11 protein-coding genes are annotated in these 15,672 nt (G+C 51.9%); 3 read left to right on the forward strand and 8 right to left on the reverse strand.

Annotated elements, in window-relative coordinates:
- Positions 1 to 56 precede the first annotated feature (56 nt).
- From EBB_RS13510 to EBB_RS13545, 8 genes are all read right to left on the reverse strand, one after another.
- Complete coding sequence (locus EBB_RS13510; RefSeq protein WP_192394335.1) at positions 57 to 1,022, reverse strand: FecR domain-containing protein; 966 nt, start codon at positions 1,020 to 1,022, stop codon at positions 57 to 59.
- 6 nt (positions 1,023 to 1,028) lie between these two features.
- A complete protein-coding gene (locus tag EBB_RS13515; RefSeq protein WP_225587437.1) occupies positions 1,029 to 1,544 on the reverse strand; it encodes a sigma-70 family RNA polymerase sigma factor in 516 nt (171 codons plus the stop codon).
- 704 nt (positions 1,545 to 2,248) lie between these two features.
- Positions 2,249 to 3,271 carry a hypothetical protein gene (locus tag EBB_RS13520; protein WP_192394336.1) on the reverse strand — a complete coding sequence of 341 codons (1,023 nt, stop codon included), beginning with the start codon at positions 3,269 to 3,271 and terminating at the stop codon, positions 2,249 to 2,251.
- Positions 3,272 to 3,408: 137 nt separating this feature from the next.
- Positions 3,409 to 5,139: a hypothetical protein gene (locus EBB_RS13525; RefSeq protein WP_192394337.1), complete on the reverse strand. Its 1,731-nt coding sequence runs from the start codon at positions 5,137 to 5,139 to the stop codon at positions 3,409 to 3,411.
- Positions 5,140 to 5,500: 361 nt separating this feature from the next.
- A complete protein-coding gene (locus tag EBB_RS13530) occupies positions 5,501 to 6,922 on the reverse strand; it encodes a UvrD-helicase domain-containing protein (protein ID WP_192394338.1) in 1,422 nt (473 codons plus the stop codon).
- A complete protein-coding gene (locus EBB_RS13535) occupies positions 6,912 to 8,639 on the reverse strand; it encodes an ATP-dependent nuclease (RefSeq protein ID WP_192394339.1) in 1,728 nt (575 codons plus the stop codon). The genes EBB_RS13530 and EBB_RS13535 overlap by 11 nt, the downstream gene beginning before the upstream one ends.
- 631 nt (positions 8,640 to 9,270) lie before the next feature.
- Complete coding sequence (gene trfA / locus EBB_RS13540) at positions 9,271 to 10,140, reverse strand: plasmid replication initiator TrfA (RefSeq protein ID WP_192394340.1); 870 nt, start codon at positions 10,138 to 10,140, stop codon at positions 9,271 to 9,273.
- Between the two features lie 10 nt (positions 10,141 to 10,150).
- Complete coding sequence (locus EBB_RS13545; RefSeq protein ID WP_192394341.1) at positions 10,151 to 10,615, reverse strand: hypothetical protein; 465 nt, start codon at positions 10,613 to 10,615, stop codon at positions 10,151 to 10,153.
- Positions 10,616 to 10,746: 131 nt separating this feature from the next.
- Between EBB_RS13545 and mobH the strand changes: the two genes are divergently transcribed.
- From mobH to EBB_RS13560, 3 genes are read left to right on the forward strand one after another with little or no spacing between them, the layout of a single operon-like run.
- Positions 10,747 to 13,149, forward strand: coding sequence for a MobH family relaxase (gene mobH, locus EBB_RS13550; protein ID WP_192394342.1), 2,403 nt, complete (start codon positions 10,747 to 10,749; stop codon positions 13,147 to 13,149).
- Positions 13,146 to 14,990, forward strand: coding sequence for a conjugative transfer system coupling protein TraD (gene traD, locus EBB_RS13555; RefSeq protein WP_192394343.1), 1,845 nt, complete (start codon positions 13,146 to 13,148; stop codon positions 14,988 to 14,990). The genes mobH and traD overlap by 4 nt, the downstream gene beginning before the upstream one ends.
- Positions 14,987 to 15,619 carry an IncC plasmid conjugative DNA transfer DtrJ family protein gene (locus EBB_RS13560; RefSeq protein ID WP_192394344.1) on the forward strand — a complete coding sequence of 211 codons (633 nt, stop codon included), beginning with the start codon at positions 14,987 to 14,989 and terminating at the stop codon, positions 15,617 to 15,619. The genes traD and EBB_RS13560 overlap by 4 nt, the downstream gene beginning before the upstream one ends.
- Positions 15,620 to 15,672 lie beyond the last annotated feature (53 nt).

Here is a 15,672-nt window from a genome sequence, read left to right on the forward strand (position 1 = left end):
CGAAAAAGTTGAAAGTCGAGTCAGATGGCCGACTTTAAGTCGCTAAGGATAGGGTATTAACGCGGCAGGACTTTTGTCCAGAATGGAAGTGGACTGGATAATTTAACCGGCAAAGTGGTTTGCAGGGATGCGAGAATTTTGTTGGTATCGTTGAGCGGAAAGGAACCGACGATTCGTAAATTGGCTATTTCAGGAGCGCAGCTGACGTAGCCACGGCGGTATCGGTTTAATTGCAGCAGAAATTCGCTAAGCGGCATGCTGTCTGCGACGATCATGCCTTGAGTCCAGGCAGGACGGTCCAGCGAGTTGTGCTGCATCGGTTCGACCTGGTCGTGATTGAAACGCGCTTGTTGTCCAGCACGCAATATTTGTTTGGCGCTGTATGAGCCAGCCGGCTGAATTTCAACCGCATCGGCGAACACAGTGACTTCGCAGGTATTGGCTTCTTGAGCAATGCTAAAACGTGTTCCCAGAGCACGTACTCGGCCATGATGCGTATCGACGACAAATGGCCGATGCCTACCCAGGCTATCTGGCGCCGTTTCGATATAAATTTCACCCGAAACCAGCTGTAAACGGCGTAGTTCGGTTGTGAATTCGACATTCAAAGCGCTATCGCTATCTAATATGACGGTCGAGCCATCGGCTAAGGTGATGGTTTTGCTTGCGCCGAAATCCGCTCGATAATCGGCTGTCCAGTCTTGCCAATACTGACCATGCGTCACTTGCCAGCCGGAGAATCCAACGATGGCTAATCCTGACAATGTGACCAGCATCCGTCGCCGATATAGATCGGGCGCATTCAGTACTGCTGATGCCGACTGTGCTGGAAGCGCACTGAATTTACCGGTAAAAAACTCAACTCTTTCCCAAGCGGCACGATGATCGGGATGGGCTTTAAGCCAAGCTTGCCATTTTGCGGTTTCAGTGAGCTGGACATTACCGGAACTTAACACCGCAAACCAATCGGCGGCTTGCGCCAGTATGCGAGGATCAATGGTCAAGGAGTGATTTTTTGGCATTTCAACTTAAAGATTCGCGCTCAAACAGTGCAGCATGGCACGGGCGACATATTTTTTTACCATACGGTCGCTGACACCCAGTTTTTGAGCAATTTCAACATGGGTAAGTCCATCTAGTTGCACCATCAAAAAGGCTTTGCGCACCTTTTCCGGTAGTTGTCGCAGCAGGTCGTCGATTTCCTGTAAGGTTGTCAGAATAATGGCATTTTCTTCAAGCGAAGGCGTTACAGCTTCAGAATAGGCGCCAAGGCTTTCCAGATAGGCTTGTTCGATGGCTGAATGTCGCCAGTGGTTGAGCAGCAAGCGTTTGGCTACGATAACCAAAAATGCCCGAGGCTCACGAAGATCAGTGGGTGGGTCTGAGGTAATAACACGTAAAAAGGTATCGTGCGCATGGTCTTCCGCCTGCAAGCGGCAGGAGACTTTGCGCTCTATCCATTTTAAAAGCCAATCATGGTGTTCGGTATATAACTGGCTGATGAAGAGATTGTCCGATAATCCTTTTGATGTCATACCATACATGACCTAAACAAAAATTAATTAAATATTTTAATCAAGCAATTTTTGCGCCTATTCGTGAATCTGCGTATCTTGAGTCTTATTTGTTAGGTGTTTTTTAAGCAAAAACATATGATGCGAAAATTTATGTTAATGAAGCATTGCTTTGGTGGCTGAGTCAATGGATCGTGTTTTCGAGAAAAGTGAGTGATTTGATGCAATTTACTGTATTAAATGACATAGTTAAATTAAATTTGCACATACACCTTTCGCCCTGGGGCATTAAAAATTCAGCTTAATAATTTCCCTTTGCATGGCAAAATTTGAAAATGCTGGGGCTTCGCTATTAAAGGACAATGCTAATTGACTGAATGTAACTTGGTCGGTCAACGTCAGCAACCGAAGAAAAACAACCTTGAGCGTCCGCTTTTCATCAAATTTGCCCATTCAATACGTTTGAAACTAACATCTCTGAATGTCGCCTTGGGGTCGTCACAAGACGACCAAGGGCGTTCCAAATAAGCCCAGTGACAAACTCCTCACTAGCATTCGTTTCAAAAAAGAAATCCTTGCTGTCGGATCTCATAATTCATGAAATATCGGCTTCTATTGTTTTCAATGAGTTACATTAATTATGAGATTTCTGTTTTCGTAAAAAATCTCATAACAAAAGGTAAAAACCCGATGAAATCTCACAATTAATGCTAATGTTGATTAGCAAGTCTCGGCTAGGGACGGGTTAGGTTGACGCCGTTCGAGTCTTTCTCGTCATTCCAGTTACTGCCGACAAGCTTTCCCAAGATCCCATACAGTTCCGGCATAGTCTGGCGCCACTCTTCGAATCTAGCGCCCTTCCAAAGTCCATAGAGCCGAGGCGCCTCTTTCAAAGGATGCAGTATGTACAGTACGCCAGCCACTGAGTCGAACTGCGGATTGACCAAAACTCCCTGCCTGTCGAGCACCCCTTCGATGTTCGTGTCCCCCTCAAAGTGAGGCTCGCCTCGAATCTCTTGATCAAGTTGACCAAACCCCACTGTCCATAGGACGCCTGTGTGCTCAGAGTAATCCTGCGGCCAGGATGTAACGAGTGGGCGCAACTCCATGTTACCTGTGTAGTATGAGTCAATGAGCAAAAGATTGGCTACCAAGAATGTGGGCGCAGTGGTGTACTGATCTTCCTTAATGTTGTTCTCGACCTTCTTGATGAGGTTAAGACACATCGTGGTCTGCACCTTGCTCTGCGGTACGTTCCCATGCGGCGAAATGATTTGGCCGCCCATTGCCACCTTCTTGCCGCTTGCAACCAGCTGGTGAATATTTAGCGCACCTTCGAATCTGTCCTCGTCCATCTGTTTAATGGCTTCAGTTCCACCAACGACCGAGAATGTTTTCACTTCGAAACACGGTGCCTGCGGGTTCTCGCTCTTCAGTCGAAAGTCTGGCGTTTTGCCTTTGCTCGATCCATCAGGAATTCGCTCTAGGGGCACACCCTTTTCAGAGGCAAGTAGCCAGAACTGCGCCTCTCCTAGTAATTGAAAAACATTTTCTTTGACCGCTGCATTTCCCGCCCAATTGGGATCTTTGAAGTTTCGACGAAGTTCGTTCTCGATGTACTTGGCCTCTTGCGTTGACTCGACAAACTTGAGTGCTGCCGACAACTGTTCGCGCCGGAACAACAAGACATGGTCTTGCCCGATACTCGCCCAAGTTTGAATCCCTTCGAGCAACAGTTCATCAAGATGCTTCGTCATTTTTTTCCTCGGTAATTGATCAATTTCATGGTTGCACCAATCTCTGCAGTGCTAAAGTGGTGTTCGAATTACTTCTAAGGGTTGCACCAGTCAATCAGAACACCTTACGGCGCAGTCAAATGAAAACTAGGGTCGCTTTACGTGAACCAGGCTGGGAGCTCTCCGTCGAAAGCTTTATTCAAGAAGATCTTCAGAGCCTGTTGATCGGCCACGCATAGGTTGCTCGCCAGATCCAGCAGCACTGAACGTTTCTCATCCTTGTTGGTGGCGAACATGGTTTGAAAATGTACAACGTTAGGAAAGCGCTCCAGTGGATAGTTATAGATGCCTGATTTCATTTCATCTGAGTAGACAGTGAACAGGCTGTTTAATAGACTTCGCCAAAGTTGTAGGGGAACATCCAATTGCTCCATAGACTGGATATTTGCGTCGTCATCGTAGACCAAAAAGCCCTCAGGGGAATCGAATGATCTAGTTAGGTGTTCCCAGTAGATAGCCTCGTCTAGATCCGAGATATAGGCCAGATAATCACCAATGTAGGCGTGTTGAAATTGACGCATATTGACGATGCTTGAAATATCTTCGGGCCGTAGCAAGCCTAAAACCTCCTTGGCGATCTCTGGGGAGAGGCTCTCGAGAAAAAAATGGCGATCCTCTGTCCAGTGGTAACTGATGAACTGCCTATAATAATCGTTCAGACAAGCCAAGTCCTCCTTCAATACTGCTATTCGATGTCCGATGTCGGCAGGGTCATATATCTGACTACGCGTTGCAGATTCCTCTAAGGCGCGAAACGCCTGAATGATCACATTTTTTGTTGGCTTTCCCACCCATTTGCGCACTGCAGTACTTAGGGCTACAGCAGGTGCGCCCAGTGCTGCCAAGGCTGATAGTAATGGTTGGCCCACGAGAACTACTGATGCAGATGCTAGAACGAACGCCGCGGTGGCATCTACTCCGTCGGCGACATAATCAGTCAGTGCAGAATTACGCTTGCCAAAGAGCTCAAACAAGTCATCTATGAGCGCGCGAATTTCCTGACTCGCTTGCTGTGACGAAAGGCCTCCTAATGCAGGCAAGAAGAGATGCCTGATTGCCCGGCGAAGCGTGCCATGCTCCGATAACACGTCGAGATACGCCTCTATGGGTACATTCTCGAGATATGCCACACGCTCATCCTGTAACAGGACGGTGAGGCACTGCTGGAATCTAAAGTTCTCGCGCGAGAAGAGCTCGTGATCAGCCTCTTCAACTGCCATGGCTAGTTGTGGACTAGAGCTGTCCGACAACAATGTATAGGGATGGAGCACTAGACCTTCTTCGATTGCTGCAAAAGCCATCGAAAGACCAAAACTAGCAGTGGGTATAGGCCCATTTGCGCGTAGCTCGTCGTCGACTTCCGCCGCAATCAAACTCCAAGCAATCGGATGTGCCAACAGTACAACGCTGCCACGTTCGACCACGGCCTTCAGCATCAGTAATTCGCAAGCAATCTGTGCTATCAAGCTCTTGCGGCTTTTGTACTGCTTGCCTGCCATGATTCGGCTGTAAATCACATCCCATAACACCACTCGGTCGCCGTAAACGAGACCGAGTTTGATGAACTGGTCAAAATCAGGAGCCAAACCAAATCCGACAGTTTGTACATGGTCTACACCATATTCAGCCACTGCTTTACGCGCACCGCATTCCAGCTCGCCTGTCATCAGTTCTGCCAAGTCAGTACGTAGGTTGGCTATTGATTCATCAGTAATCCAGTCGAGTAGGCAGATAGGTATGCCTGCGTCATTCCATGTGACCTTAAGATGCCGTTCGAGTAGCTGCAGGTATGCCAATGTAAATAATATGGCCGGATCATAATTCGTCATATTTGATCTCAGGGACGTTAAAATGTGTCTCGCTATTTGGTATTCGGGCCACAGTAATGCAAAACGGCTTCGAAATTTTTCCATTTTTTTGCTGAAAATGATCCAATTTTTTCCAGTCGACTGAGAGAGTTATTGTATTACAATGACTTACAAGATTTTTCATAGTGCCGATTTCTGGAAAATGTTCTACGCCGGTTAGCATTCATAACCGAGTGTCCGCTACTGATGTTGGCGTCGAAGCCAGAATTTAAGGTTGCTATCAATCTCATCAGGCAGTATTGGACAACTCTATGAAAAGGAGTGATTTAGCGATGCTACTTGGTTGATCCTGGGAAGTAAGATGACTTGTTGTATGCCGTGATTAAGCCAATGGATTAATTACAGCGGTAGTTGAACACACTATCAGCCGGCGAGCACCTCGGGTGAGTGCGACGTAGAGGTTCGTTGCGTTCATTAGTTCTGGATAGAGGATGATTGCAACATCTGCCTCGAGCCCTTTCAGGAGTAACGTGCTGCCCACCGCGCGACGCGACACCGGCCGCCCAAAGTGGCGATTTCGCTCGCGAGCCTGAAGCACCCCATCTAGAAATGTGACACCACTAGAAGCAGCGGTATGCATTGCGGACCTGAAACAGTGCAGCATCTCAGGGCGAAATACGCGGGCATGCGCTTGGTCCTCCAACTGCTGGATTAGGTGCAGTGCCGCACTTATGCTTGGAGCAGTGGCAAAATCTACAGCCGCTACTTCGGCAAGTGTCGGCGGCGTGCGTGCTCGCCCTTGTCGAATAGTTTCAACTCGAGCCAACAGGTTCGCCGCACCAACCTGTGTCATGATCTCCGCCGCAAAGTTGACAAGCTGGCCGAGTGCGTCGGCTCTGGTGATGTTGAAGCGGCGAGCAAAGCTCACTAGGTCGCTAAGGTCTACGGCCTCGACTGACGTGGCTCCAGGAGTCTGGCTAGTGAACTGATGTCTGCCTCTCGGATTGCGGGCATCTCCAATGATCAGTACTGTCTCTTCTTGGTCCGCAGTACGGGTCTGTGCTGCCGCGCGTCTCTGCTGGGCTGCGTTCGCGGCATTCATTTGCACCCATTGAACCTCGCCAGGCGCACCTCGTAGGTCGACGCCTTGTCCACCTTGCAGTTGGGCCCTCGTCTTCAAGAGCCAGCGGCCGAGTGGCTCAGTGCCGGCATTCCGCCAGCGCCAAGGTATTCCAAGTGCACCAGCGGCAGGAAACTGAGCTTCGACATGAGTCTGCCATTCGACGAGTTGGTTTCCTGAAAACCCGAAGATAGCCTGCATGGGGTCGCCGAGTACCACTGTTGGCAACACCATCGCGAGCGCATCGACAATGGCATGCTGAATCAAGTTGCAGTCTTGGTACTCGTCAACAATCACTTGAGAGTAGGTTGCTCGCAACACGTCACTAATGTGTCCAGCGTGCAAAAGTTGTGAGGTGGCTGTTCGTATGGCGGGATAGTCGTTCCGCGCGTCGTTGATCTCCAGGATTCGCGGGTTGTGTCCGCTCCGTAGCGGAAACGTCCCGATGAGTCGCATCGCAAATCCGTCTAGGGTCGCGACACGGTAAGACGAACTTCGAACGCGATTTCGTTGAAGGCGTGCTCGCAAAGCGGCAGCACCCGCATTGGTGTGTGTGAGAATGAGGATGGGCTTTGGGCCATTATGAAGGCCAAGCGTGTCCGCGATAAGCTGAGTCTTACCGCAACCAGCCGGTGCTGTCACGGACCCCCTATCAAGGACTAACAGGTTGAGTTCAGGCGGCATGTGTCCAACTGCGAAGCTGTTCAACGATGTCCTGAAACCCGGCCTCAGCCGTAGCCAGGTGAGGCCCGACGATGTCCCTTGCGACTTCCTGATAAGTGGAAACGGACTTGAACCATCCACTACCTCGAATCTTAGAAGCCATTCCAAGTAGCGCTTTGGTTTCATCCGTATACCCTTCCAACAGACTCTCGTTTTCGACAGCATCCAACGTACGCCGCCCATTCGATTTAGAAGTAATGTGCTCTGAGACCAAGTCTCGTCCCACAACCTCGGATGCCTTTCTCAGTAGTGCGTCGATTGCATCGTCGCCCAGACTGCAAAAGAGTTCATCTTCGAGTGCGCGTCCTGCACGCCAAGTGAGTGATTGGCCACCTGCTGTATGGAAGGCCTCTGCGACCTCTGGGGTTGGCTCCTTATCCGCGTCTACAAGCACAAGTACCCGGTAGCCAAGCCGTAGGAGCGCCGCCCCACGAACGTAGCATCTGTTGGGGTTACTGCCTCCGACATCTACATAGGCTCCGCCTAATGCAAAGAACGATGTTGCCCCTAGGCCGACCCAGTACTGGCCCAATCCCCTCGCTAGACCAACCTCACTGGCCCCTTCACACACGATTACTGACTTGGCGAGAAATGCCTCTGGGTCCGCACGAAGGGTACTTTGAACGTCATCAGACACACCGACTTGGCAAATATCGTGCCGGTCCGTCTTAGTCCGGACGACAAATACCTGATTGCCAGAAAGTTCTCGGATTGCAACCGGAGAGTGGCTCGTCATGAAGACTTGCAGCGGGAGTGCAGCATCCTTCGCACCGAGCGAGTCCAGAAGCCTAGTAAGGCGATGGGGCTCTAGGCCGAACTCGATTTCGTCGACCAACGCAATGGTTGCAGTTTCCGCTGCCATGCGTTGCAATCCAGAGATGAGCAGACGTGCGGAACCAGTTCCCAGTAATCGCAGAGGAACACCTACGTCGTTGTGAAGAGCAATAGCCCCATCGCCAATAGAAACCGAGTGCGCGTCTAACAGGGCCTGGGCAGAAGTTCCGACAGGCACACCGAGGCAAGTGGCTGTCTCAGTGACTACTCGAAGTGTCTCGGCGAACTGCGTGCCGGTCTGATTCCCAAAGCTGGCCCGTGCATCCCTCGCTGCATTGGCCAGCTCTGCCCCAAGATTGACACTGTCGTTGGTGAGGCGATTCAGCACCGAGCCGCGAGTCCACGAGAGATTCGTGTTCGCAAAGCTACCGATACGCGAAGGTGCAATAGCGGTCCGATCCTTCCAGGCGAGGTTACGTTCTAGTCCCTGCTGCTCCGCACGCCTTGAATACAAAGACCAAACTGGCTCAAGGTCGCTCATCACAGTTAAGCGCAACGTCAACACGATTTCAATACCGGCGCGGGGCTCTTCTTCAACCAGCCCAGTTGCGGCGTCATAACCACGCAAGAACTCGCCGTAACCTTCGAGATTCAACATGGTGTTCGGCAATGCACCCAACGTCACAGCAATAACAATTGGCTGGCCAACATTTAACCTATGGAAGTCAGTATCACCGAAGGGAGCACTTCGTCGCGCCCCTAAGCAGAGGTCAATCGCGTCGAGGATGCTTGACTTTCCGCTATCGCCTGGTCCAATGAGGCAATTGATCCCTGCCGATGGAATCCAATCAAGAAACTGAATCGAGCGAAAGTTTTGGATTTCGAGTCGGCGTATTCGTGCCACGGTTTACCCTCTTATTATTTGGGAATTCAGTTTTGAGTATCTCGGTACCTCCGGGTGTATGCCAGCGGCTGTATGACTGAAAGCATATATTATAGACAGTTGGCTTGCTACTAGAACGACAGCTTTCCGTGTGCAAAAACTCTGCGGACGAAAATCTGCTTATGGTCGGGTACCGACTTTCGCGGACAGTATCACTCGCCCAAATTCAGGAAATCAACATCTTCAATGATCCAATCACTTAGCCATAGTCATTTCATAAATTATGAGATTTTTTTCAGAAATTATGAGATCTGACACTTGCTATCACCAGTCCCTATATATAGATTAAATAAAGATTATATATAGATTAGCACCCTCAAATTTCTGTACAAGAAAATCGCCACAGCCCACGAATAGCATAGCCTGCAGCGATTTTACAATTTACTCGAAGCGTCGGTCTAATGCCGTGTCAAACGTCGGCCTAATGCCGTGCTTTTTGTCGGTCTAATGCCGTGCCCGTCGGTCTAATGCCGTTACGTTGTCGGCCGAATGCCGTGCCTCCGTCGGTCTAATGCCGTATCCGCGTCGGCCTAATGCCGTATCGAGAGGCTTCGACCGACCCAAAATAGCGTCGGTCTAATGCCGTGCTTTTTTAGTGCTGCTGGTCGTCCAGAAAACGCTGTTGACTGGGCGTCGGCTGGCGTTTGATCTTCACGATATCATCGGCGAATTCAAAGCTAGCCAAAGTACCAATACTCACCAAGGCCTCCAACGCTTTTCCCAACCGATATTTGAAATCGCGCAGGGTTTTCGAGCCACTGCCGCTCAGTCGGTGAATGGTGGCAATTTTCATCGGAAACGGGGCCGCATGGGACGACAGGAAACCGTGTAACCATAATGCCAAGGGCTGTTTGCGCAATTTCTGCCGCTGCTCGAATTCGATATAGGTGTAGCCCTCCTCAAACAGGCGCAGCATAGATTCGGTCAATTCCACTACGTAGCGCTGCGTCCGTTCATCACGGTAATAACGCAAGAAGCCTTTTTCACCGAAGGCATCCCGGCCGTGAAAGGTGATTTCGACAAAGGCGCCGCCCAAGCGCGCCATCGATTCTTTCAACCATTCATGTTGGCTTTTGCCGCTTCCGCGCCCCAATGCCGTCAACAGGGCATGGGCGCTGAAGGTCACGCTAAATCCCGGTAATTGTTGCCGGGACAAGTGCACGATCTGCATCCAGACATCAAGGTCCGATTGATTGAGCTGTATGCCGAGGTAACGCACCTCAATGCCATCAACCGCGGCCAACAGTGTTCGTTTTTTGTAGGCAATGCGTTCCTTACCCTGGATGCCGGCGAACAACGCACTCCGCAAACAGGCATTGGGCGTACCGCGAATTGCCGACGGCCAATTGGGCAAGGTGGTCAAGGGTTCGACGACCCGCAATTTGGCCTTTTTCCGCTCCGTCAGAGATTGAAAACGTTCGGTGAGATTATCGAGCGAATGGTTGGTGGTATTTCTGTCCATGACGACCACCTCACTTCTTCAAGCTGCCTGGATGACAACCATGACTCAAAACGTTGTGCGGAATTGGCATGGTTTTGACTAACGCCTGCTCCTCCGATGTCATATCGAGCTGATGATGGCAATATTTTCGCCAAGCACGTTCAATGACCAGTGTATCGTCATCCTGGCGATCGGGAATGTGCGACGCGCTGACATCGAGAACGCGATCCGATGAGTCGTCGCTTGCCACGTAAATGCCAAGCGGCTGATCGACTTGCCTGACAACGTGTTCAATCGATGCAGACCGTACTACCGAACCGCCCAATCCTTCTGTCTGCCAAGCATTATCCAGGCGCCAGGGTTGTTCGGGTTGAATCGGCACAATCGATTCGATGACGGTCTCGCTCACGGCGGCATCAGGCCGATTCAGCGAAGTACAGGCCGTGCCGCACAGTACGGACACAAGACAATGGATTGCGAGCGATTTGGATTTCATGAGAGCTCCAGGGGTAATTAAAGGGAGCTCGTTACACTAAACACTCTTTTGCGAAGCCTGCTTGCAGCTGACGTCGAATTCGTCGTCAGCTGCAAGCAACGATTGAAAAATTCCCGGCAAGATGCGGCGTTATGGAAAATACGCCTTCGACGCTCATTACCCGCATCGGCCAACGTCTGTTTGGAGTCGAGTCCGCGCCTATAGGTCCGGTTGCGACAACGATTGATGAGGACGTGCCGCGTTATCCGCCCTTCATGAAGGGTCTGCCGGCTGCGCCTGTGGAACGCATCCTGTCCAGTCAAACGGAATTGATTGCGGCCATTGAACAGGCGCTTGCCATGCCGGATAGTCTTTATCAAACCATAGCCGCGCCGGTCATACGCCGTTATGCCGCCTACAGCCACTTGTTGCCGGCGTCGGAGTCGCATCATCATCGCGGCGCCGGTGGCTTATTTCGGCACGGATTGGAAGTCGCCCATTGGGCCACTTTGGCTTCTCAAGGCAGTTTGTTTGCCACATCAGCATCACCCAAGGAACGAAAAGCACAAGAATTACGCTGGCGTCTGGCGGTCTGTTTTGCCGGGCTGTTGCATGACATCGGCAAACCGGTCGCCGATATCGCCGTGGTCGACGCACAGGGGCAACATACATGGAACCCTTGCGATGAAAACATCACCGACTGGGCTTTGCGAAATGAGATCGACCGATACTTTCTGCGCTGGCGGGATAACCGCCATAAACGCCACGAACAGTTTTCGGCCTTGGTGATCGAGCGCGTCCTGACCCGCGAAGCCCGCACATTCATTCTGGAGTCTGGCCCCGACATCATGCAGGCCATGCTGGAAACCATTAACGGTTTGGACCGCGGCTCCAAAGTTTACGCACTGGTGATAACCGCCGACTGCAAAAGTGTGGAACGGGATTTAAAAGCGCATTATCAAAACATCGACTCGGCCTTGGGCATGCCGGTGGAAAAGTACTTGTTCGACGCCATGCGCCGATTGGTCAAGTCCGGACAATGGACCGTCAACGAAAAAGGCGCTCGGCTATGGCGTTTTGAGGATGGCCTGCATATCGTCTGGCGTGCCGGTGCGCAAGATATCGTCACATTGCTGGCCAAGGACAAAGTTCCCGGCATTCCGCGTGACGAAGACACCTTGGCGGACATTCTGATCGAACGCGGCTTGGCAATCCCTAAGTCCTGGCCGGATGGCCGGCAATACCGTTATTGGCAGATGCAGCCTGAAGGCTTGGAAAATACGCTGTATCTGTTGCGCCTGAAATCCGCAGAACTGATTTTCAGCGGCGAGTCGCCGCCCGTGGTTGCAGCGCTCGAAATCAACGAATCGGATGCGACCATCGTAAAAACCGAACCCGTTACCAATCCGGTACAACAAATCAGCAAACCAGCAAAAACCAAGAGTGTCGCGGCTCTGAAGCAATCCCAACGCACAGATAATCCGAAGCCAGTTGAGCCAGAAGAACCCCAGATAGAACCTGCTCATGACACGAGCGCTGAACTCGAGCTACCGATCCTCGAATCGGCGCCAGGCATTTTGAATTCCTTGCCATCAGATCCCGATCAAGGACTGTCGCAATCCAAATCAACCGATGACGCCTCTTCGTTGTGTCAGACAAAACAACCGAAAAACAAAACGCCAGCCAAAACGCCCATCACAGAAAAATCTGATTCAGCGGCAAAACCCGATCTCGCCACGACGGATACGAAAAGCGTCTCTAATCCGGTCGACAGCGCCAAATGCTGGCTGGAAAACCACGGCGATGCCGGCCAATGGTTAATGGATGTCGCCTCAATGCTCAATCAAGGCCAATGGCAGTTAGGCAGCGATCTATTGGAAGTCCAAGACAAATACTTGCTGCCGTTTCCGGCGACGGCTGAAAAACTCGCCGTCGATCCGCCCCAGTTCATCAAAACCCTGGAGGACAGAGGTTGGCTGGTGACCGACGTCCTATCCCCAATGCGCAAGGTACAAACCATCCAATCGTTCCGCGGCGTACTGCTGGCATTGGAACCGAGTTTGGCTTTGAAGGCATTATTGAAATTCCAAGGCAAAGCCAAGCTGACACCGCCATCCGCGCAATCTTCAAACAGCAATCCTAACAAGACCGTGGATCAAGTTAGGTCTTCTCAGCCCCAAGACGCGGCGCCTCAGAAGCCCAAGCCTGTCCAGCCCAAATCAAAATCGACCGGCAATCAAAAATCCATAAGCGGCAACGCGTCAGACAGTTCGGTCAATTCCGAGCCTGATAAGACAAGTGATCCCGTAACAACCCCACCGGCAAAACCCGGAACGATCGATTTGCTGATCACGCATGTGCGGCAACAAAACATTCCGTCCGATGAATCATCGCCAGACGGTCACTGGCACACGGTGTCCAATACCGCGCTGGAACAATTTCTAACGCAACATCCTACGATCAAGCGCACTCGCCTGATGCTGGATATTGCCAACCATCCAGATTGTCGATCGGTCAGTGCCATGGAAGGCATTCAGGTTCGGTTACGCCCATGAAATCCGATTACGACTACCAGTTTCCCTGGCGCCCCATCTTCGAAGTCTATGCCATCTCGGGCTGGCTAGGCGGTGCCGGTTTGGCGTATTTGACCAGTCGCTGGTCGGGCTTGCCGCGCGAACCCTTCGACTGGTTGATGACGGCGTGCGGGGTCATGACGTGTTGGCGGTTATCTCCGGCATTGAGTCTCTGGTACCGCAAACGCCGGTTGCGTCAGTTTCGATTCCAATACCTGGATGCCGAAAAGCTTGTAACCATGGTGAAGCGCGACCCCGAGTCCTTGTGGTTCGGCTGGGGATTCGATTGGGTACAAAAGCATGCGCAATTGGCCTATGAGATTTTGAAACGCGATGTCTCGACGCTGATTCCCAGCGATCATCAACGTATGGGTTCGGCCTGGATTCACGGCTTGGAAGTGTCCGAAAGCGACATTCGTCAGCCTTTGCAGCATACCGCCGGCCATACGCTTTTGGTCGGTACCACCGGCGCCGGCAAAACCCGCGCCTTTGACGTGTTGGTCACCCAAGCCGTCTTGCGTGGCGAGGCGGTGATCATCATCGATCCCAAAGGTGATAAGGATCTGATGGCCTGCGCCAAACGGGCCTGCGCCTTGGCCAAGCGTCCGGATCGTTTCGTGTATTTCCACCCGGCGTTTCCGGAAGACAGCGTGCGCCTGGATCCTTTACATAACTTCAATCGGCCTTCGGAAATCGCCAGCCGCATCAGCGCCATTTCGCCCAGCGAAAGCAGTAACGATCCGTTCAAAGCCTTTGGCCAAAAATCACTGGACAACGTCATCCAAGGCTTGATGGTGATCGAGGAGCGCCCTACCCTGGTTAAGCTTCGCCGTTATCTGGAAGGCGGCCCTTCGACGTTGGTGATTCAAGCCCTGGAACGCTATTTCGATAATAACCTGGGCCATTGGCGGCAAGAGGCGCGGCCTTACCTGAAGAATGCCAAGGACATCGATTCCAAAGCGGTTGGCTTGGTGCGGTTTTACCGGGAGGTCGTGCAGTATCAACTGCCCAATTTGGATTTGGAAGGCTTGTTGTCCTTGTTCGAACATGACCGGGCGCATTTCAGCAAGATGGTCGCCTCCTTGATTCCGATCATGAACATGCTGACCTCGGGCTCCTTGGGGCCTTTGCTGTCGCCCAACCCGCACGACGTGGATGATCTGCGGCCGATCACCAATACCGGCCACATCATCGAAAAGGCCCAGGTCGCTTATATCGGCCTGGACTCATTATCGGATGGCATGGTGGGCAGTGCGATTGGCTCGATTCTGTTGGCCGATTTGGCGGCCGTAGCCGGCGATCGCTACAACTACGGTGTCTCGGAGCGACCGGTGAATGTGTTCGTCGACGAGGCGGCCGAAGTCATCAACGATCCCTTCATTCAGGTCTTGAACAAAGGCCGCGGCGCCAAGATTCGCTTGTTCATCGCCACGCAAACCTTTGCCGATTTTGCCGCCCGTACCGGGTCTCAGGACAAAGCCCGGCAAGTGCTGGGCAACGTCAACAACCTGATCGCACTGAGGATCATGGACAGCGAGACCCAGCAGTACATCACCGACAACCTGCCAAAAACCCGTTTGAAATACATTATGCGCACCCAAGGTGTGGCCACCAGTGCGACCAATCCCACGGTGTTCTCCGGCAATGTCGGTGAACGCCTGATGGAAGAAGAAGGTGATTTATTTGCACCCCAGTTACTTGGACAACTGCCTGACTTACATTACATCGCCAAGTTATCCGGCGGCCGGATCGTCAAAGGCCGATTGCCGATCCTACGGTCGGAACTGGATCGCCAGCGGGATCGCCAAGGTGCCGGCTCATGACGCGTAATCTGTTGTTCAGCCTGATGCTGTGGCTGCTGGAAGTGATCCTGGTGGCCAGTTTCGTGTCCGACCGATGGACGCGCGAGCTGCAGCGCGCCGAAGACCGGATGATGATTGGCTATTTTGGCGCCGATAAAGAATCTCAGATCAGCCACACCGCACAACGCTGGTTTGATCGCCTGTTCGTAACTACCGGCATCCGCGACAGTGTATTCCGCTACTTCATCCCCACCGAGCGCGAACGGCAGATGTCCAAAGGCTTCGAGGATGTGGGGCGCCACGATTTGTTTCCCTTTATCGAAAGCCGGCTCAACGTGCTGTGGGACACGATCTTTCAAATGATCAAGCGCCTGACCACGGCCTGCATCTGGTTACCTTACCTGGCGGCTGCCTTGCTGCCGTTTGTCGTCGACGGACTGGTGCGGCGCAAAATCAGCCAGACCAATTTCGATTACCCCAGCCCCATGGCGCATCGCTACAGCCTTTACCTGATTCTGGGTGCGCTGTATCTGCTGCTGGTCAGCTTGACCCTACCATTTCCGATTCCGCCGCAAGCCGTGCCAGTGGGCGTTTTTATTGTGGCCTATGCCGTCAACGTGTTGCTCGCCAATACACAGAAAAGAATTTAGACTAAAATAGTCGGTTACTATTCAGCGTCTAGCAGCATTAAAAGCCGACATGA

The sequence above is a fragment of the Methylomonas fluvii genome (assembly GCF_014850975.1).
Taxonomy (GTDB): Bacteria; Pseudomonadota; Gammaproteobacteria; order Methylococcales; family Methylomonadaceae; genus Methylomonas; species Methylomonas fluvii.

Excerpts from the sequence above, each read along its gene's own strand:
- EBB_RS13510 (WP_192394335.1), bottom strand. The coding sequence starts at position 1,022 with ATGCCAAAAAATCACTCCTTGACCATTGATCCTCGCATACTGGCGCAA.
- EBB_RS13515 (WP_225587437.1), bottom strand. The coding sequence starts at position 1,544 with ATGTATGGTATGACATCAAAAGGATTATCGGACAATCTCTTCATCAGC.
- EBB_RS13520 (WP_192394336.1), bottom strand. The coding sequence starts at position 3,271 with ATGACGAAGCATCTTGATGAACTGTTGCTCGAAGGGATTCAAACTTGG.
- EBB_RS13525 (WP_192394337.1), bottom strand. The coding sequence starts at position 5,139 with ATGACGAATTATGATCCGGCCATATTATTTACATTGGCATACCTGCAG.
- EBB_RS13530 (WP_192394338.1), bottom strand. The coding sequence starts at position 6,922 with ATGCCGCCTGAACTCAACCTGTTAGTCCTTGATAGGGGGTCCGTGACA.
- trfA (WP_192394340.1), bottom strand. The coding sequence starts at position 10,140 with ATGGACAGAAATACCACCAACCATTCGCTCGATAATCTCACCGAACGT.
- EBB_RS13545 (WP_192394341.1), bottom strand. The coding sequence starts at position 10,615 with ATGAAATCCAAATCGCTCGCAATCCATTGTCTTGTGTCCGTACTGTGC.
- mobH (WP_192394342.1), top strand. The coding sequence starts at position 10,747 with ATGGAAAATACGCCTTCGACGCTCATTACCCGCATCGGCCAACGTCTG.
- traD (WP_192394343.1), top strand. The coding sequence starts at position 13,146 with ATGAAATCCGATTACGACTACCAGTTTCCCTGGCGCCCCATCTTCGAA.
- EBB_RS13560 (WP_192394344.1), top strand. The coding sequence starts at position 14,987 with ATGACGCGTAATCTGTTGTTCAGCCTGATGCTGTGGCTGCTGGAAGTG.